This is a genomic window from Mycobacterium sp. IDUB_3 (assembly GCF_055419585.1).
On sequence record NZ_JBVAXZ010000001.1, the window covers coordinates 109279 to 128238 of the forward strand.

12 protein-coding genes, 1 tRNA gene and 2 pseudogenes are annotated in these 18960 nt (G+C 66.5%); 5 read left to right on the forward strand and 10 right to left on the reverse strand.

Annotation, left to right across the window (positions count from 1 at the left end):
• Positions 1-139: 139 nt before the first annotated feature.
• A pseudogene (locus ACZYVJ_RS00415) lies at positions 140-1537 on the forward strand (bifunctional lysylphosphatidylglycerol flippase/synthetase MprF); the annotation flags it as partial.
• Here ACZYVJ_RS00415 and cydC read toward each other — a convergent pair.
• The 7 genes and pseudogenes from cydC to ACZYVJ_RS00450 all read right to left on the reverse strand — a co-directional run bounded on the left by cydC (position 1453) and on the right by ACZYVJ_RS00450 (position 10378).
• Positions 1453-3196, reverse strand: a pseudogene (gene cydC / locus ACZYVJ_RS00420) (thiol reductant ABC exporter subunit CydC). The pseudogenes ACZYVJ_RS00415 and cydC sit on opposite strands and share 85 nt — an antisense overlap.
• Positions 3183-4796: a thiol reductant ABC exporter subunit CydD gene (gene cydD / locus ACZYVJ_RS00425; RefSeq protein WP_463829192.1), complete on the reverse strand. Its 1614-nt coding sequence runs from the start codon at positions 4794-4796 to the stop codon at positions 3183-3185. Before cydD ends, cydC begins: the two are co-directional and overlap by 14 nt.
• Before the next feature lie 62 nt (positions 4797-4858).
• On the reverse strand, positions 4859-5899 hold the full coding sequence (gene cydB / locus ACZYVJ_RS00430; protein WP_463829193.1) for a cytochrome d ubiquinol oxidase subunit II: 1041 nt from the start codon (positions 5897-5899) through the stop codon (positions 4859-4861).
• A gap of 35 nt (positions 5900-5934) precedes the next feature.
• Complete coding sequence (locus ACZYVJ_RS00435) at positions 5935-7407, reverse strand: cytochrome ubiquinol oxidase subunit I (RefSeq protein WP_463829194.1); 1473 nt, start codon at positions 7405-7407, stop codon at positions 5935-5937.
• Positions 7408-7495: 88 nt separating this feature from the next.
• Complete coding sequence (locus ACZYVJ_RS00440; RefSeq protein ID WP_463829195.1) at positions 7496-8101, reverse strand: HdeD family acid-resistance protein; 606 nt, start codon at positions 8099-8101, stop codon at positions 7496-7498.
• Positions 8102-8128: 27 nt separating this feature from the next.
• Entirely contained in the window at positions 8129-9460 is a 1332-nt protein-coding gene (locus ACZYVJ_RS00445; RefSeq protein ID WP_463829197.1) for an adenylate/guanylate cyclase domain-containing protein, read from the reverse strand.
• A gap of 841 nt (positions 9461-10301) precedes the next feature.
• Positions 10302-10378, reverse strand: a tRNA-Leu gene (locus ACZYVJ_RS00450).
• Positions 10379-10490: 112 nt separating this feature from the next.
• On the opposite strand from ACZYVJ_RS00450, the gene ACZYVJ_RS00455 reads away from it, so the two are divergent.
• A complete protein-coding gene (locus tag ACZYVJ_RS00455; RefSeq protein WP_463829198.1) occupies positions 10491-11108 on the forward strand; it encodes an ANTAR domain-containing response regulator in 618 nt (205 codons plus the stop codon).
• Positions 11109-11146: 38 nt separating this feature from the next.
• On the opposite strand, the gene ACZYVJ_RS00460 is transcribed toward ACZYVJ_RS00455, so the two are convergent.
• Both ACZYVJ_RS00460 and ACZYVJ_RS00465 read right to left on the reverse strand, forming a co-directional pair.
• Positions 11147-12349 (reverse strand): lipid-transfer protein, encoded by a 1203-nt coding sequence (locus ACZYVJ_RS00460; protein WP_463829199.1) that lies wholly within the window; start codon positions 12347-12349, stop codon positions 11147-11149.
• Positions 12346-12789 carry a Zn-ribbon domain-containing OB-fold protein gene (locus ACZYVJ_RS00465; protein ID WP_463829200.1) on the reverse strand — a complete coding sequence of 148 codons (444 nt, stop codon included), beginning with the start codon at positions 12787-12789 and terminating at the stop codon, positions 12346-12348. The genes ACZYVJ_RS00460 and ACZYVJ_RS00465 overlap by 4 nt, the downstream gene beginning before the upstream one ends.
• Positions 12790-12953: 164 nt before the next feature.
• Here ACZYVJ_RS00465 and polA point away from each other — a divergent pair, with 164 nt between their 5' ends.
• The 3 genes from polA (at position 12954) to coaE (ending at position 18528) form a co-directional block, all read left to right on the forward strand.
• Complete coding sequence (gene polA / locus ACZYVJ_RS00470) at positions 12954-15614, forward strand: DNA polymerase I (RefSeq protein ID WP_463832775.1); 2661 nt, start codon at positions 12954-12956, stop codon at positions 15612-15614.
• Positions 15615-15858: 244 nt separating this feature from the next.
• Positions 15859-17295 carry a 30S ribosomal protein S1 gene (rpsA, locus tag ACZYVJ_RS00475; RefSeq protein WP_065031143.1) on the forward strand — a complete coding sequence of 479 codons (1437 nt, stop codon included), beginning with the start codon at positions 15859-15861 and terminating at the stop codon, positions 17293-17295.
• Between the two features lie 18 nt (positions 17296-17313).
• On the forward strand, positions 17314-18528 hold the full coding sequence (coaE, locus tag ACZYVJ_RS00480) for a dephospho-CoA kinase (RefSeq protein ID WP_463829201.1): 1215 nt from the start codon (positions 17314-17316) through the stop codon (positions 18526-18528).
• Positions 18529-18535: 7 nt separating this feature from the next.
• On the opposite strand, the gene ACZYVJ_RS00485 is transcribed toward coaE, so the two are convergent.
• Positions 18536-18949, reverse strand: a complete 414-nt coding sequence (locus ACZYVJ_RS00485; protein ID WP_463829202.1) for a hypothetical protein — start codon at positions 18947-18949, stop codon at positions 18536-18538.
• Positions 18950-18960 lie beyond the last annotated feature (11 nt).

Consider the following 18960-nt stretch of genomic DNA (forward strand, 5'->3'; position numbering starts at 1 on the left):
GACCTAATAGCCGCGAAATCTCCGTCCGAATTCGGCCTCGAAACGGACGTGATTGGGCGTAGCTTTGACATAGCCGGGTAGTCGGTGCAGAGGCGGCAATCAAGTCGTCCAGCTGTTGTCAGCGCATCGGGAGGTGAGTGTGAACGGGCCGGTGGTGGACGTCGCGGTAGCAAGACACCGCGCGCGCGAACGCGTTGTCGTGTCGGTCGATTCCCTCGCGGCCCGCTTGCTCGGCGCCTTGGCGCTCTTCGGCGCGGCGTGCTGGTTCATCGAGATCCTCGCCCGCCACCACAGCGAACCGAGCTGGCAGTACACCGACCGGTTGGCCTGGTCGCTGACGGTGCTGGTGGCGGTCGCCTGGATGGCCCGCGGCATCTTCCTGGGCCGGCCCGTGACCACGATGCACGCCGTCGCGGCCGCGTTGTTCGTGCTGGCGGGACTGGGCCTGCACGTGTTGTCCTTCGATCTGCTCGGCGATGTGGTGATCGCCAGTTCGGGCATGGTGTTGATGTGGCCGACGACCTCCTATCCGCGGCCCGGTGACCTGCCTCGGGTGTGGAAGCTGATCGACGCGACCGGCGCCGACGCGCTCGCGCCGTTCACCATGCAGACCGGCAAGAGCTACCACTTCACCGCGGACGGGACCGCGGCGCTGGCCTACCGAACGCGACTGGGCATCGCCGTGGTCAGCGGTGACCCGATCGGTGACGAGGCACGCTTCGGCGAACTGGTCGCCGATTTCGCCGCTACCTGCCACGCGCACGGATGGCGCATCGCCGTGGTGGGCTGCAGCGAGCGGCGGCTCAGCCTGTGGACAGATTCGACGGTGTTAGGGCAATCGTTGCGGCCCATACCGATTGGTCGCGACGTGGTCGTCGACGTGCCCAACTTCGACATGGTCGGCCGCAAGTTCCGCAACCTGCGTCAGGCGGTGAAGCGCACCCATAACTGCGGCGTGACAACCGAAATCGTGTCCGAGCAGGAACTCGACGACAAACTGCTGGCCGAGCTGACCGAGGTGGTGCGGGAGTCATCCAAGGCCGCCCACGCCGACCGTGGATTCCACATGAACCTCGACGGCGTGCTGGAAGGACGGTTTCCCGGAATACAACTGATCATCGCCAGGGACAAAACCGGCAAGGTGCAGGCATTCCACCGGTACGCCACCGCCGGCGGCGGCAGCGACATCACCCTCGACGTGCCGTGGCGCCGACGCAACGCTCCAAACGGGCTCGACGAGCGGCTCAGCGTCGACATGATCATGGCGGGCAAAGAGGCTGGGGCACAGCGGGTATCGCTCGGGTTCGCCGCGTTCCCCGAGATATTCGACGATAAGAACCGGGGCTGGACCCGGCGCATCTTGTACCGATTGACCCACGTGCTCGATCCACTGATCGCCCTCGAGTCGCTGTACCGGTATGTGCGTAAATGGCATGCCCTCGACGCCCGGCGTTACGCCGTGATTTCCATGATGCAGATCGTCCCGCTACTGTTCGTGCTGCTGTCGCTGGAGTTCATGCCGCGCCGGCGACACCTCTGGGCCCGCCCGCGTCACCTCGTCATCGACGCGTAGTTGCCGACAGCCCAGCCCAGCGGGCAGGTGGTGGGTCGCCACCACGACCGTCCGCTCTGCGGATATCAACCGCGAATCCGGGGCCAACAGGTCGCGGAGTACATGTTCGGCGTCAGTGACATCGAGGTGTTCGGTGGGCTCGTCGAGCAGCACGATCCCCGCGGGCGAGACCACCGCCCGGGCCAGCAACAGCCTTCGGCGCTGGCCGGCCGAAAGGGCTTGCGCCCCACCGGTGAGCAGCGTGGCCAACCCGTCGGGCAGACCGGCGAGCCAGGCGCCCAGGCCGACCGCGTCCAGTGCCGTCGCCAATTCGTCGTCGGCGCAGTCTCCGCGCGCGACCAACAGGTTGTCGCGGACGGTGGTGGCAAAGATATGGGCGTCCTCCGCGAAAAACCCGATCGCGCTGCGCAAGTCGGCCTCGCCGAACTCGTTCACGGCGGTACCGTCCAGCGTCACCCGCCCGTCCAGGGGCGGGAGCAGGCCGGCTAGCGTCATCAAGAGCGTCGTCTTGCCGGAACCGCTGGCGCCGGTGACGGCCAGCCTCGCACCCGGCGGCAGATCCACCGCTATCCGGGTCGAGCGTGCCGCGCCGTCATGACCGGAACGTACGTCGGCCGACAGCCGCCCGGTGCTGACCGGTGCGGGTGCGCTCGCCGTCGGATGCTCGGACCCGGGCGGCGTCAGTTCGAGCAGTCGGCGCGCGGCGATCCGCGATCGCGTCAATTGGACCGCGGCTGCCGGTAACGGCGTCATCGCCTCGAATGCGGACAATGGCAGCAGCATCAGCACGGCCAGCGTGGTGGGCGCGACCGCGTGCGCCAACCCGATCCCGCACACCACTGCGCCCAGCACGCTCGCCCCGATCGCCGCGGTCGGCATCGCCTCGGCAATGGCCGCCGGTTTGGCGGCGGCGTCCAGAGCATCGCCCCAAGCACGTTGCCGGCGTTGGGATTCGGCGATGACATCGGGTAGCAAGCCGGCGACCCGAAGCTCGGGTGCATGTTCGAGGGCGGCCATCGCGGACGTATCGCGGTCGGAATGATGCCGGCGCGCAACGTCTTCCTGGGTCGCGGCGGCCCGGCCGGCGAGCCGGGGCGCGACCAAGCCGGCGATCAGCAGGCAGATGGCCAGCACCACGGCCGCCGCCGGCGAAATGGCCGCGACGACGGCGGATGCCGCCAGAGCCAGCACCACCGCGACGCCGATCGGCACCAGGGCGCGCACCAGGACGTTGGCCAACTCGTCGACGTCGGCGCCCACCCGCGCCACCAGTTCACCGCTGTGCAGCCGGACGGCGGCCGCGGCCGGCCCGCGCGCCAGCCGCTGGTAGATCTGTACCCGCGCGGTGCCGGCCGCGCGCAAGGCCGTGTCGTGGGTGGCCAGTCGCTCGCAGTAGTGCAGCACGCCCCGCGAGATCGCGAACATCCGAACCGCGACCGCCGCCACCGACAGGTCCAGCACGGGCGGCATCTGCCAGGCCCGCGTGATCAGCCACGCCGAAACACCGGCCAGGGCCAGCGCACTACCCAGCGAGAGCACCCCGAGCGCAATCGCCGTCAGCACCCGGGGCAGCCGCGGGCGCAGCAGTGTCAAAGCGTCCATGAGCGGATCACGCCGGGGCATAACGCACCCCCCGGTCGGCGACGACTTCGATGACCCGGTCGCCGATGGCCACCACCCGCGCACGATGGCCGACGACGACCACGGTCGCACCGGCCCGGGCCCGCTCGACGATGGCCCGCAAGACGCGGTCCTCGGTGGCCGCGTCCAGGTGTGCGGTCGGCTCGTCGAGCAACAGCACGGCGGCCGTCGAGCCGAGCGCACGGGCCAGACCCAGCCGCTGCCGCTGCCCCAACGACAACCCGGCACCGCCGCGCCCGAGCACGGTGGCACCGCCATCTGGCAGCTCGGCCAGCACCGAGTCGAATCCGGAGTCGGCACAGGCCTTTTCGGCATCGTGAAGATCTCCGAGCAGCTTCAGGTTCTCGTCGACGGTGCCCGGCACCAGCACCGGTCGTTGGGGCAGCCAGGACAGCTGCGCCCACCAGCGGGTCGGCTCCAGGTCGGCGACGCCGACGCCGTCCACGACGATCCGGCCCGACGAGGGGACGCTGATGCCCGCGATCGCCTGCAGGGTGGTGCTCTTGCCTGCGCCGTTGCGCCCGGTCAGCACCGTCACCGAGCCGGGTTCGATGACCGCACTCAGATCGTGTGGCGCCTGCCCGTCGCGGCCGTCCACGCTCAGATGGTCGAGGCGAATCCGCGCGCCGCGCGCCGTGACCGTCTGAGTCCCGTCCGTCGAGGCGGTCGGCTCACCGATGAGGGCGAACGCGGCACCGGCGGCGGCCCTGCCGTCTTGCGCGGCATGGAATTCCACGCCGATGCGGCGCAGCGGCCAGTACACGTCCGGCGCCAGCAACAGTACGGTCAAACCCGTGGTCAGGGTCATCTCGCCGAACACCAGGCGAAGGCCTATTCCGACGGCGATCAGCGCCACCCCGAGCGTGGCCAGCAGCTCGAGCACCAGGGCCGACAGGAACGCGATCCGCAGCGTCGCCATGGCCGAGCGGCGGTGTGCCGCAGCCAGTTCGGCGATGCGTTGGTCGGGACCCGAGCTACGTCCCAGCGCCCGCAGGGTGGGGATGCCGGCGATCAGGTCGAGCAACCGTGCCTGCAGCGTCGTCATCGCGGCCAGCGCCGCGGCCGACCGGTCGGCGGTCGCCAGCCCGATCAGCACCATGAAGATCGGTATCAGGGGCAGCGTGATCGCCACCACGACCGCCGATTTCAGGTCGTAGGCGGCGACGACGGCGACGGTGGCCGGGGTCAGGATCGCGGCGAGCAGCAACGTCGGCAGGTAGCCGGTGAAGTAGGGGCGCAAGCCATCCAGGCCGCGGGTGACGACCACCGCGGCGGTGTCGCGTTGCGTCGCCAGTTCACCGGGCTGCCTGGCGGTCACCGCGGCAAGCACCTGGCCGGACAGATCGGCGATGACCGCGCTGGCTCCCCGTTGCCCCAGCCGGGCCTGAAGCCAATGCGTCACCGCGCGGACTACCCAGAGCGCCAATAGGATTGACAGCGGACCTAACCAGACGTGCAGGCTCGGGGCGGCGGGCTCGCCGACGATGCGGGCGACGATACGCGCCAATACGATCGCCGATCCGATCGCGCAACCGGAGATCAGCACACCGCAGCCCACCACGGCGACCAGGTAGCGGCGCACCGCCGCCGACGCTCGCCACAGTCTCGGGTCTAACGGCGCCCGGCTGGCACGGTCCGTACCGCTCAGGAGGGACGCCTTGCCAGTCCGATCGGCGCTGGTATCCGGTCAGCCGAGATCCGTTGCCGGAAGATCCAATACGACCAGGCTTGGTAGATGACCGTCAGCGGAGCCATGAACGCCGTCACCCACGTCATGACTTTGAGGGTGTAGTGGGTGGAGCAGGCGTTGTAGATGGTCAGGCTCCATTGCTTGTTCAGCGTCGAGGGCACCAAGTTCGGATACATCGAGCCGAAGAGCAGGATCACCACGGCCGCGACCACCAGCGCGACACAGGTGAACGCCCAGCCATCGGACGAGCGGCGCCACACCAGCAGCACCGCCGCCAGTTGCGCCAGCACCGCCACGGCCAGCACCAGCCAGGTCCAGTCCTTGCCATGAGCCAGCTGCGTCCAAAGCCCGAATGCCGCAACCAGTCCGGTGACCGGTAGCGATAGCCAGACGCCGAACCGGTAGGCGTCCTCGCGGATGGCGCCGGAGGTCTTCAACGCGACGAATGTCGCTCCGTAGAACAAGAACAGTCCGGCGGTGGCCAGGCCGCCCAGCAGCGTGTAGGCGTTCAGCACATCGGTGACCGAGAGGTGGATGTGGCCGTCGGCCTGGACAGGGAGCCCGCGCACCAGGATGGCGAATGCGACGCCCCACAAAACCGCCGGCAGCCACGACCCGGCCGCGATGGCGACATCGGCCCAGCCGCGCCATTTGGTGTCGTCGATCTTGCCGCGCCACTCGATCGCCACCGCGCGCACGATCATGCCGAAAAGGATTGCCAGCAGCGGCAGGTACAGCGTGGAGAACACGGTGGCGTACCAGGCGGGGAAGGCGGCGAACATCGCCGCGCCACCGACGATCAGCCAGACCTCGTTGCCGTCCCACACCGGTCCGATGGTGTTGAGCGCCGTGCGGCGCAGCGGTTCGGCTTCGCCGATGCCGACGCGGGCGAACGGCTCCATCAGCATGCCCACGCCGAAGTCGAAGCCTTCGAGGATGAAGAAACCCAGGAACAGCATCCCGATGATGCCGAACCACACTTCCTGCAGTCCCACCGTCGCGACTCCTTTCGGCCTCGGGTAAGCCCTCGTCAGTAGGCGAAGGACAGAGGTGCCACCTCGTCGTCGCTGGGCGCTTGTGGGGGAGCGGGTTCCGCGTCGTGTTCCAGCGGCCCTTCGACGGTGTAGCGCTTGAGCAGGAAGAACCAGAGGACCGCGAGCACCGCGTAGACGAGCGTGAAGGTCACCAGCGAGGTGATGACCATGCCGGGCACGTGATGCGACACCCCTTCGCGTACGGTCATCCGAATCAATTGGTCCCCAGTGGGATTGGGCGCCACCACCCAGGGCTGACGGCCCATCTCGGTGAATACCCAACCCGAGATGTTGGCCAGGAACGGCGTGGGGATGGTGAGCAGGGCGAACCAGGACATCGCGCGGCCCTTGGGTGTTCGCCCGCCGCGGGTGACCCACAACACGGTCAGGGCGAACAACACCGGGATGGCCAGGAATCCGATCATCGCCCGGAAGGACCAGTAGGTGACGAACAGGTTCGGCCGGTAGTCATCGGGTCCGAAGCGCTGCTGGTACTCTTGTTGCAGCTCGTCCACCCCGCGCAGCGTCACGCCGTTGAACTTGCCCTCGGCTAGGAACGGCAGCACGTAATGCACCTTGATGACCTCGGCGACGCTGCCGCAGTTGTTGTGCGTCCCGATCGTCAGCACCGAGAAGTCGGGGTCGGTCTGGGTGTGGCACAACGCCTCCGCCGACGCCATCTTCATCGGCTGCTGGACGAACATCAGCTTGCCCTGCCGGTCCCCGGTGAAGAACAGGCCGACAGTAGCGAGCAGCACCACCCCGCAGCCCAGGATGGCCGCCGGGCGAAACATGGTGCGGGCATCGGTTTGCGCTTCGGGCGTCGTGGGCCCCTGCCTGTGTGAGCGCACCATCCACCATGCGCTGACCGCGGCGACGAAAGTGCCCGCAACCAACAGCGCGCCGGTCACGGTGTGTGAAAACGCCGCTTGCGCAGTGTTATTGGATAGCAGGGCGAAGATGTCGTCCAGCTCGGCGCGTCGCGTCGCGGGGTTGTAGTGCGCGCCGACCGGGTGCTGCATGAACGAGTTGGCCGCGATGATGAAGAACGCCGACGCGTTGACGCCGAACGCGACGATCCAGATGCAGGCCAGGTGTATCAGCTTCGGCAGCCGGCTCCAGCCGAAGATCCACAACCCGATGAACGTGGACTCGAAGAAGAAGGCGAACAACCCCTCCATCGCCAGTGGCGCACCGAAGATGTCGCCGACGAACTTCGAGTACTCCGACCAGTTCATCCCGAACTGAAACTCCTGGACGATCCCGGTCGCCACGCCGATGGCGAAGTTGATCAGGAACAGCTTGCCGAAGAACTTGGTCAGTCGGTACCAGGCGGTGTTACCGGTGGCCACCCACACCGTCTGCATGATGGCGATCAGCGGCGCCAAACCGATGGTGAGCGGCACGAAGATGAAGTGGTAGACGGTAGTGATACCGAACTGCCACCGCGAAATATCGACGACATTCATCTGTCATCTCCCGAGACTGCGGAGGGCCGATCAACGGCTACGACAGAGTGTAGTAGATGAGTCGGCGCCTCCGCTACCGGCGCCCTCGTCAGGCGGCGAGGGTTTTGGAGGCCTTGCGAATTCCGAACGACGAAATGATCTCGAACACGCCGATGACGACGAACCACGCGCCGACCACGATGGCCAGGGTGACGATGGACTGGAACGGAGACGCCAGCACGACAATGCCGGCGAGCAGGCTGATCACGCCGACGAAGATGTTCCAGCCTCGGCCCGGCAGGTGCGGGTCACTGACAGCCGAAATCGTTGTGGCGACACCGCGGAAGATGAATCCGATGCCAATCCAGATGGCCAGCAGCAGGATTGCGTATCCCTGGCCGAAATGACGGAATGCCAGCAGCGCGAGGATCAACGACGCTGCGCCACTGATGAACAGCAGGATCCGGCTGCCTGCCGAGACATGAAGCGAGAACGCGAAGACGACCTGCGCGATGCCGGTGATCAATAGATAAACGCCGAAGGCGACGGCGGCGACCAGGATGGAAATTCCCGGCCACGCCAGCACCAGGACACCCAGGACAAGAGACAGAATTCCCGACAGCAGAGCGGATTTCCACAGATGCGGCATCATGCTTGGAACGGGGTGGGTTCCAGGAGAGCCAGGGGAGATAGTCATGGCCGCAGTCTGGCACAAACGCGGGCTGCGGTACAGGGACTTTCGTCAGGCGTGGACCGTGCGTGGAGCTTCGGAACGCAGGTCGGTGGGTTCTTCGCCTGCCTTGCGGCCGATTAGATACCAGGTGTGCATGACGCCCTTGCCCTTGATCTCGATCCGGCCGCGCTCCTGCAGGACGAACTCGTTTTTGAGGCGTTCATACATCGCCTCGGGCACTTGAATTCGGCCCACCGAATCGGTGGACTCCATTCGTGACGCGACGTTGACCGCGTCGCCCCATACGTCGTAGAAGAACCGGCGCGAACCCACGACGCCGGCCACGACGGGTCCGCACGCCATGCCCATCCGCAACTGGACAGCCTGGTCGTGCGGATCCTTCAGTGCCGCAGCAACGTTGGCCATTTCGAGTGCTAGAGCGGCCAGGGCGAAGGCGTGGTCCGGCCGCGCGCGCGGGACCCCGCTGACCACCATGTAGGAGTCGCCGCTCACCTTGATTTTCTCCAAGCCGTGCCTGTCCACCAACTCATCGAAGGCGCCGTACAGCCGATCCAAGAACCGCACCAGGTCGGCCGGCGCTGTGCTGCTGGCGCGTTCGGTGAACCCGACGATGTCGGCGAACAGAACGGAGGCCTCGTCGTACTTGTCGGCGATGACGTTTCGCTCCATGCTTTTCAGACGCTCGGCGATGCTGCCCGGCAACATGTTGGCCAGCAGCGCCTCCGACCGCTGGTACTCGGATTCCATCACCGCCTCGGCGCGCTGGGTGTCGCGCAGCGCGTACCACACGGTGATGAACACCATCACGCAGGCGGAGACGATGGTGACGACGAACATCATGGACTGCGCCCAGGCCGGCACCAGACCAGTGTCGCGGGGGACCAGGAATTCCAGGGCGATGATCAGGCCGGCGGCGATCGCCGCGAGGAGTGCCGCCAACACGATGTGATCAAGCCCCAGCACCAGCACCACCAGGCAGGCGCCCACCACCAAGAAGAATTGGCCGCCCGATGCGGTGCCCGAATCCCAACAGGTGGTGGCGACCGTGACGTAGGCCGTGCCGATGAAGGTCAGCGGCGCAACCAGTTCACCGAAGCGGTGCAGCCACGGCACGCTGGCGAAGATCAGCGCCGAGACGACGTTGACGAGGACTATCTGCCAAATCACCGCGCCGGTGACCACCTGCAGCACCACGAAGGTGGTGCAGACCACGACGGCCAACCAGGCCGCGATCGAGAGCACTCGAAATTCGCGCGCGGCACTGTCGGCGTAGTGCTGATTGCGGGCGCGTGATTGGGCGCGCGCCGCGGCCACGCAGTCCGGGCGCTCCAAGGAGCCGTCTGGGCGTCTTGGCGGGGTACCACACTTCTTTGCCGCCACGGGTGTAAGCCTAACCGCTGAGCAGCGAATTTTGTCGGCTGCCAGGTGAATATTGCCGTTTTCGCTTCCGCAACTTTCCCGAGTCTGATAACAACATTGTTATCGGGTTGTAATCGGGTTTGCGAACGGATCGTTATGGTTATTTAACACGTGCTCGGCGGGGCTGTTGGACACGTGTTCGCCTCGACTAAGGGGTGCCTGATGGCGGGTCTCAAGAGATTCGTTCTTGCGCTAATCCTTGCTCTGACCGCTGTGCTCATGGACGGCTGTAGCGCCGCCTGTAGTGAGCCGAGTTGGCTTCTCCGGGTCGCCGGCGACTCCATCGGCAACGACGCCACGGGACTGAATGTCTCTGCGTCAGACCAGGTCTGCATCACCCGATCATTCGGCGATTGAACCGGACGGTGGGCCTCGACGAGGGGTGAGGCCCACCTCAACGGCCCGGTCCGCACCGGATCCCCGGGGGCTTTGGTCCGCGCGACGGAAGCCATTGCTGGAAGGATTTCGGCGCGTGCGCCGCGCGGGTGGAAAAGAATATGAATTCATCGCGCTCCTCTTAATTGCGATGATTTTTCATTTATTGCGTGGAGTTTATTAAATCCGCAGAATCCATACCGTTGGAAGGTATTAGACGCGGTAACAGGGCAGCGGGTTTGTTGAGCTCTTTGTTCCAGGCGCTACTTCGGTACCGGAAAGCGGCCATCGGCTCCCGCCCGGTGCGTCGATGAGAGCGGGATGCCGGGCCAGGAGGCCGCGAGTGGCCTCGACGTGGCACCCAGAGCGGCACCGGATCACAGTGCGTCCGCAGGGCGGCCGGGTGCCGATATTCGCGGGGGGTCTGTGGTGCCCTCGGTGAGATTCGAACTCACACTGGACGGGTTTTGAATCCGTTTCCTCTGCCAGTTGGGATACGAGGGCGCGCGGCCTCCTACCTTAGAGGCAGCCTCCCACCATAGAGGATCAGGAGTGCTCAACCGCCTCACCGCCCCCGAGGTCGCTGGTCTGAGGCGTTCACGACACAATATGCGTCATGACAGGCCCCACGACCGACACCGACGCCGCTGTGCCGCGCCGGGTCCTGATCGCTGAAGACGAAGCGCTCATCCGCATGGATCTCGCCGAGATGCTCCGAGAGGAGGGTTACGAGATCGTCGGGGAGGCCGGCGACGGACAGGAAGCCGTCGAATTGGCCGAGCTCCATCAGCCGGATCTGGTGATCATGGATGTGAAGATGCCGCGCCGCGACGGCATCGACGCGGCCTCGGAGATAGCCAGCAAGCGCATTGCCCCGATCGTGGTGCTGACCGCCTTCAGCCAACGCGATTTGGTGGAGCGGGCGCGCGACGCCGGGGCGATGGCCTATCTGGTGAAGCCGTTCACCATCAGCGACCTCATCCCGGCCATCGAGTTGGCCGTCAGCCGTTTCGGTGAGATCGCCGAGCTCGAACGCGAGGTGGCCTCGTTGTCCGACCGGCTGGAGACGCGCAAGCTCGTCGAGCGCGCGAAAGGGCTGCTGCAGACCGAACAGGGCATGACCGAGCCCGAGGCCTTCAAGTGGATTCAACGGGCCGCCATGGACCGCAGGACCACGATGAAGCGAGTGGCCGAAGTCGTCCTGGAGACCCTGGATCCGTCGAAAGACGCCTGAGGCGCGGCCAAGACCGTAATCGCCGGCGGCCCTAGGCCCTAGCGCGCCACGATCACCGACGACCCGTGGCCGAACAGCCCCTGGTTGGCGGTGACGCCGACCTTGGCGTTCTCCACCTGCCGGCCGGTGGCCTGGCCGCGCAGCTGCCAGGTCAACTCGCAGACCTGGGCGATCGCCTGGGCCGGAATCGCTTCGCCGAAGCACGCCAGCCCACCCGACGGGTTGACCGGGACCCGGCCGCCGATCGTGGTGGCGCCGCTGCGGAGAAGGGCTTCGGCTTCACCTTTTGGGCACAGCCCCAGGTGCTCGTACCAGTCGAGTTCCAGCGCGGTGGACAGGTCGTAGACCTCGGCCATGCTCACGTCCTCGGGACCGATGCCCGCCTCGGCGTAGGCCGCATCGAGGATCTGATCCTTGAACACCCGCTCCGGTGCGGCCACGACAGCGGTGGAATCCGTTGCGATGTCCGGCAATTCGGGCAGATGCTGCGGGTAGCGCGGGGTGACCGTGCTGACCGCGCGCACCGACGGCACGCCCTCGAGCGAGCCCAGGTGCTTGCGGGCGAACTCGGCGCTGGCCACGATCAGCGCCGCGGCGCCGTCGGAGGTGGCGCAGATGTCGAGCTGCCGCAACGGGTCGGAGACCACCGGACTCGCCAGCACGTCCTCGACCGAAGATTCCTTGCGGTAGCGGGCGTTCGGGTTCTGCAGGCCGTGCTGGGAATTCTTCACCTTCACCGCGGCGAAGTCCTCGGACGTCGCACCGTAGAGGTCCATCCGGCGCCGTGCCAGCAGCGCGAAGTACACGGGATTCATCGCACCGATGAGGTGGAAGCGCTGCCAGTCGGGATCGTTCTTGCGCTCGCCGCCGACCGGGGCGAACGCGCCCTTCGGGGTGGTGTCGGCGCCGATGACCAGCGCGACGTCGCAGAAGCCGGCCAGGATGTGGGCGCGGGCGCTCTGCAGCGCTTGCGAACCGCTGGCGCAGGCGGCGTAGCTGGAGCTGACCGGCACGCCGTTCCACCCGAGCTTCTGCGCGAACGTCGACCCCGCGATGAAGCCCGGGTAACCGTTGCGGATGGTGTCGGCGCCGGCGACCAGCTGTATCTGCTGCCAGTCCAGCCCCGCCTCGGCCAGCGCGGCGCGGGCGGCGACGACGCCGTATTCGGTGAAGTCCCGGCCCCATTTGCCCCAGGGGTGCATCCCGGCGCCGAGGATGTAGAGCGGTTCGGGCGTGCTCATGACGCGATCCTCCAGGCGTGCACAAGGCGTTCGACGCCGTCGGCGTCGGTGAACAAGGTCATGGTGGCCAGCTCCATCTCGATGCCGACCTTCAGGTCGGCGGCCAGGGTGCCCTCGACCACCTTGCCCAGCACGATGATGCCCTCGTTGGCCAGCTCCACCGCGGCGATGGCGAACGGCTCGAACGGGTCGGCCGCCGGGTAGGGCGCGGGTGGCGGGTACCGGTTCTCGGTGTAGCTCCACAGCGTTCCCCGGGTCGACAAAGCGACGGACTCTAGGGCGTCGCTGGCGCACGCCGGGTTCGGGCAGTTGTTCTCCCGTGGCGGGAAGACGTAGGTGCCGCACTCGGGGCACTTGCTGCCGATCAGATGGGGATTTCCGGCGTCATCGGTGGCGAACCACCCGTCGATCGCGGGTTCTTGACTGGTGACCTCTGGCACTGGGCCAGACTACCCAGCCCAAACTCAAAACTGAAACGTGTTGCAGTTCTGCTGGTGGCACGGTCGGGGCGCCTAGCTCGTCGCACCAAGTGCTTAGAGTGAGAGCCGTGCCCGCCACGAAAACCACGACGAAGGCCATCGAGGAAGAAACCACGCCGACGCTCATGCTGCTGGACGGCAACTCGCTGGCGTTTCGGGCGTTCTATGCGCTGCCCGCCGAAAACTTCAAAACCCGCGGCGGGCTGACCACCAACGCGGTCTACGGCTTCACCGCGATGCTGATCAACCTGCTGCGCGACGAGGCTCCGACGCACATCGCCGCAGCGTTCGACGTGTCGCGGCAGACCTTCCGCTCCGAGCGTTACCCGGAGTACAAGGCCAATCGGTCGGCGACACCCGACGAGTTCCGCGGCCAGATCGACATCACCAAGGAAGTCCTTGCGGCCTTGGGCATCACGGTGCTGGCCGAGGAGGGCTTCGAGGCCGACGACCTGATCGCAACCTTGGCCACCCAGGCCGAGAACGAGGGCTACCGGGTGCTGGTGGTCACCGGCGACCGCGACTCGTTGCAGTTGGTCAGCGACAACGTGACGGTGCTGTATCCCCGCAAGGGGGTCAGCGAGTTGACCCGCTTCACCCCGGACGCCGTCGTCGAGAAGTACGGGCTGACGCCCAAGCAGTACCCCGACTTCGCCGCCCTGCGCGGCGATCCCAGCGACAACCTGCCCGGCATTCCCGGCGTGGGGGAGAAGACCGCCTCCAAATGGATCGGCGAATACGGGTCGCTGCAGGCGCTGGTGGACAACGTCGATTCGGTGCGTGGCAAGGTGGGCGACGCGCTGCGCGAACATCTGGCCGGCGTCATCCGCAACCGCGAGCTGACCGATCTGGTCAAGGACGTGCCGCTGGCCCAGACTCCGGACACGTTGCGGCTGCAGCCGTGGGATCGCGACCAGATTCACCGGCTCTTCGACGACCTGGAGTTCCGGGTGTTGCGGGACCGGTTGTTCGAAACCCTGGCCGCGGTGGAGCCCGAGGTCGACGAGGGTTTCGACGTGCGTGGCGGCGCACTGGAAGCCGGCGAGCTCGCCGTGTGGCTGGCCGAGCACAGCTCGGGAAAGCGGTTCGGCTTGGCCGTCGTCGGCACCCACCTGGCCTACGACGCGGACGCCACCGCGCTGGCCATCGTCTCCGCCGACGGCGAGGGCCGCTACATCGACACCGCGACGCTGGATCCCGAAGACGAAGCGGCGCTGGCGTCTTGGCTTGCCGACCCCGGCCCGCCCAAGGCGCTGCACGAGGCCAAGCTGGCGATGCACGACCTGGCCGGACGGGGCTGGACACTGGCCGGTGTCACCTCCGACACCGCGCTGGCGGCCTACCTGGTGCGGCCCGGGCAGCGCAGTTTCTCCCTCGACGACCTTTCGCTGCGCTACCTGCGCCGCGAGCTGCGCGCGGAAAACCCTGAACAGCAGCAACTTTCGCTGCTCGATGACAACGAGGGCACCGACGACCAGGCGGTGCAGACGCTGATCCTGCGCGCCGTGGCGGTGCTCGATCTGGCCGACGCGCTCGACGAGGAATTGGCCCGCATCAACTCCACGGCGTTGTTGAGTGGCATGGAGCTGCCGGTGCAGGCGGTGCTGGCCGGCATGGAAAACGCCGGTATCGCAGTCGATTTGGATCTGCTCACCGAGCTGCAAAGCGATTTTGCCCATCAGATCCGCGACGCGGCCGAGGCGGCGTACGCGGTGATCGGCAAGCAGATCAACCTGGGCTCGCCAAAGCAGTTGCAGGCGGTGCTCTTCGACGAGCTGGAGATGCCGAAGACCAAGCGCACCAAGACCGGCTACACCACCGACGCGGATGCGCTGCAATCGCTTTTCGACAAGACCGGCCATCCGTTCCTGCAGCATCTGCTGACCCACCGCGACGCCACCCGGCTCAAAGTCACCGTCGACGGGTTGCTGAACTCGGTGGCCTCCGACGGGCGCATCCACACCACGTTCAACCAGACCATCGCCGCGACGGGCAGATTGTCGTCGACCGAGCCGAACCTGCAGAACATTCCGATCCGCACCGAGGCGGGCCGGCGGATCCGCGACGCGTTCGTCGTCGGCGACGGCTACAGCGAGCTGATGACGGCCGACTACAGCCAGATCGAGATGCGGATCATGGCCCACCTGTCCAAGGACGCGGGCCTCATCGAGGCGTTCAACACCGGGGAGGACCTGCACTCGTTCGTCGCCTCGCGGGCATTCGGCGTGCCGATCGAGGAGGTCACCGCCGAGCTGCGCCGCCGGGTCAAGGCGATGTCCTACGGCCTGGCCTACGGATTGAGCGCCTACGGGCTGTCCGCGCAACTCAAGATCTCCACCGAGGAAGCCAAAGACCAGATGGAGCAATACTTCGCCCGGTTCGGCGGGGTGCGTGACTACCTGATGGACGTCGTGGAGCAGGCCCGCAAGGACGGCTTCACGTCGACAGTCTTCGGCCGCCGTCGCTACCTGCCCGAACTCGACAGCAGCAACCGTCAGGTGCGCGAGGCCGCCGAGCGGGCGGCGCTCAACGCGCCGATTCAGGGCAGCGCAGCCGACATCATCAAGGTGGCGATGCTCGAGGTCGACAAGGCGATCAAAGACGCCGGGCTGTCCTCCCGAATCCTGCTGCAGGTGCACGACGAACTGCTGCTGGAGGTCGCGTCCGGCGAGCGTGCACAGCTGGAGGCGCTGGTACGCGACAAGATGGGCGGCGCCTACCCGCTCGACGTGCCGCTGGAGGTGTCCGTCGGTTACGGCCGCTCATGGGACGCCGCCGCGCATTAGCGCGGCGATCGGGCCGGTGGGACGCACGGCGGCCCTCGGGCGCATATTCGCTGCTCAATCGACCGTCGCGCCTGGTGTCGTGGCGCAAGGTTCTCCGGGGATTCGGCGTGGCGTCACATTCGGGGCGGCCGTCCGGCCGAATGCGCTCCCGCTGAGTTTGGCCAGCATGTACACAGTCGAGTAACCTCGACAGGTAAATCCCAACTGTCCCTACGACCAAACCTGTCCGGAGCAACCCAACAACATGCCGAGTCCCGCCGTCACCTCGCCGCAAGTAGCCGTCAACGACATTGGCTCGAGCGAGGACTTTCTCGCCGCAATAGACAAAACGATCAAGTACTTCAACGATGGCGACATCGTCGAAGGCACGATCGTCAAAGTGGACCGGGACGAGGTGCTCCTCGATATCGGCTACAAGACCGAAGGGGTCATCCCCGCCCGCGAACTCTCCATCAAGCACGATGTCGACCCCAATGAGGTCGTTTCCGTCGGTGATGAGGTCGAAGCCCTGGTCCTCACCAAGGAGGACAAAGAGGGTCGCCTGATTCTCTCCAAGAAGCGCGCGCAGTACGAGCGCGCCTGGGGCACCATCGAGGCGCTCAAGGAGAAGGACGAGGCCGTCAAGGGCACCGTCATCGAGGTGGTCAAGGGTGGCTTGATCCTCGACATCGGGTTGCGCGGCTTCCTGCCCGCCTCGCTGGTCGAGATGCGCCGCGTCCGCGATCTGCAGCCGTACATCGGCAAGGAGATCGAGGCCAAGATCATCGAACTGGACAAGAACCGCAACAACGTGGTCCTGTCCCGGCGCGCCTGGCTGGAGCAGACCCAGTCCGAGGTGCGCAGCGAGTTCCTCAACCAGCTGCAGAAGGGCGCCATCCGCAAGGGTGTCGTGTCCTCCATCGTCAACTTCGGTGCGTTCGTCGACCTCGGCGGTGTGGACGGTCTGGTGCACGTCTCCGAGTTGTCCTGGAAGCACATCGACCACCCGTCCGAGGTTGTGCAGGTCGGCGACGAGGTCACCGTCGAGGTGCTCGACGTCGACATGGACCGCGAGCGGGTTTCGTTGTCGCTCAAGGCGACCCAGGAAGACCCGTGGCGCCACTTCGCCCGCACCCACGCCATCGGCCAGATCGTGCCCGGCAAGGTCACCAAGCTGGTTCCGTTCGGTGCGTTCGTGCGCGTCGAGGAGGGCATCGAAGGTCTGGTGCACATCTCCGAGCTGGCCGAGCGCCACGTCGAGGTCCCCGACCAGGTGGTCGCCGTCGGCGACGACGCGATGGTCAAGGTCATCGACATCGACCTGGAGCGCCGCCGGATCTCGTTGTCGCTCAAGCAGGCCAACGAGGACTACACCGACGAGTTCGACCCGGCGAAGTACGGCATGGCCGACAGCTACGACGAGCAGGGCAACTACATCTTCCCCGAGGGCTTCGACTCCGAGACCAACGAATGGCTCGAGGGCTTCGATAAGCAGCGCAACGAGTGGGAAGCCCGCTACGCCGAGGCCGAGCGCCGGCACAAGATGCACACGGCGCAAATGGAGAAGTTCGCCGCCGCCGAGGCTGCCGGGCACACCGAGCAGTCGCCGGGCAACGGTGCTCCTCCGGAGAAGGCGGGCGGATCGCTGGCCAGCGACGCCCAATTGGCCGCTCTGCGGGAGAAACTCGCCGGCAACGCGTGACGCTCTGCTGAGCACGCCATGCTGCGGATCGGGTTGACCGGTGGCATCGGCGCCGGCAAGTCGGCGCTGTCGTCCACGTTCGAGCGATGCGGTGCCGTCATTGTGGACGGTGACGTGATCGCGCGTGAGGTGGTGCAGCCGGGAACCGAGGGCCTGGCCGCGCTGGTCGAGGCGTTCGGCCGCGACATCCTGCTCGAGGACGGTTCGCTGGATCGGCCGGCGTTGGCCGCCAAGGCCTTTCGTGACGACGAGGCACGCAAGACGCTGAACGGGATTGTCCACCCGCTGGTGGGCAATCGCCGTTCGGAGATCATCGCCTCGGTGCCCGAGGATTCCGTTGTGGTCGAGGACATTCCGCTGTTGGTGGAGTCCGGGATGGCGCCGCTGTTTCCGCTGGTCGTCATCGTCTACGCCGACGTCGAGGTGCGGCTGCAGCGGCTGGTCGAGCAGCGCGGCATGCCGGAGGATGACGCCCGAGCGAGGATCGCGGCGCAGGCCAGCGACGAGCAGCGCCGCGCGGTCGCCGACATCTGGCTGGACAACTCGGGCAGCCCCGAGGATTTGGCGCAGCGGGCCCACGACGTGTGGAACACCCGCATCGTCCCGTTCGCGCACAACCTGAGCGCACACCAGATCGTCCGGGCTCCGGCCCGGTTGGTGCCGCCCGACCCGAGCTGGGCGGACCAGGCGCAACGAATTGTGAACCGCCTGCGGACCAGCTGTGGTCACCGCGCGCTGCGCGTCGACCATATCGGCTCGACCGCGGTGCCGGACTTTCCGGCCAAGGACGTCATTGACGTTCAGATCACCGTCGAATCCCTCTCCATCGCAGACGAACTCGTCGAGCCGTTGCTGGCCGCCGGGTACCCGCGCGTCGAGCATATCGCCGAGGATGTGGCCAAGCCCGACGCCCGCAGCACCGTCGAGAGCTACGACCACCGGGACGATCCGGGCCTGTGGCTCAAGCGAATTCATGGCTCGGCCGACCCCGGTCGACCCACCAACGTGCACATCCGGGTGGACGGCTGGCCCAACCAGCAGTTCGCTCTGTTGTTCGTCGACTGGCTGACGGCCAACCCCGACGCCCGCGCCGACTACCTGGACGTCAAGCGTTTGGCCGAGAAGGGCGGCGACGGAGACACCGCGGCCTATGTCGAGGTCAAAGAGCCGTGGTTCCTCGACGCCTACCGACGGGCCTGGGAGTGGGCCGACTCGACGGGCTGGAAGCCCTGACCCCTGTCTAGGGCAACGGGGCGCCGCACTGCAGCGCCCCGTTGTTGGGATCGGTGTTACCGGCCGTCGGCCTCACCATTTGGTCGGTCTGGGTGAAAACGTTGTCGTCGGCGTCGATCTCGCAATGCACGTTGGCCGCGTAGGGAAAGTGCAGCACAATCCGCAGGCCGGCTTGCGCCGGGTCGGGAAGCACGGTGTTGGCTTCGAACACGTTGCCGGGCATGGAAGGAAGGCCGGTCGTGCTGGTCTGACCGCCGTTGGTCACAAAGGTGGCCTGGCTACCGGTCGTCAGGGCATCGATCCTCGCCCGATAGGTGATGTTATGCAGATCCGCTCTTGCGATTGCTGGACTCAACTGGGCGCCGGCGGCGATGACCGTCACCGCCGCTATCGGCATCCACCTGCGGAAATGGGAGCTCATAGCAGCTGAGA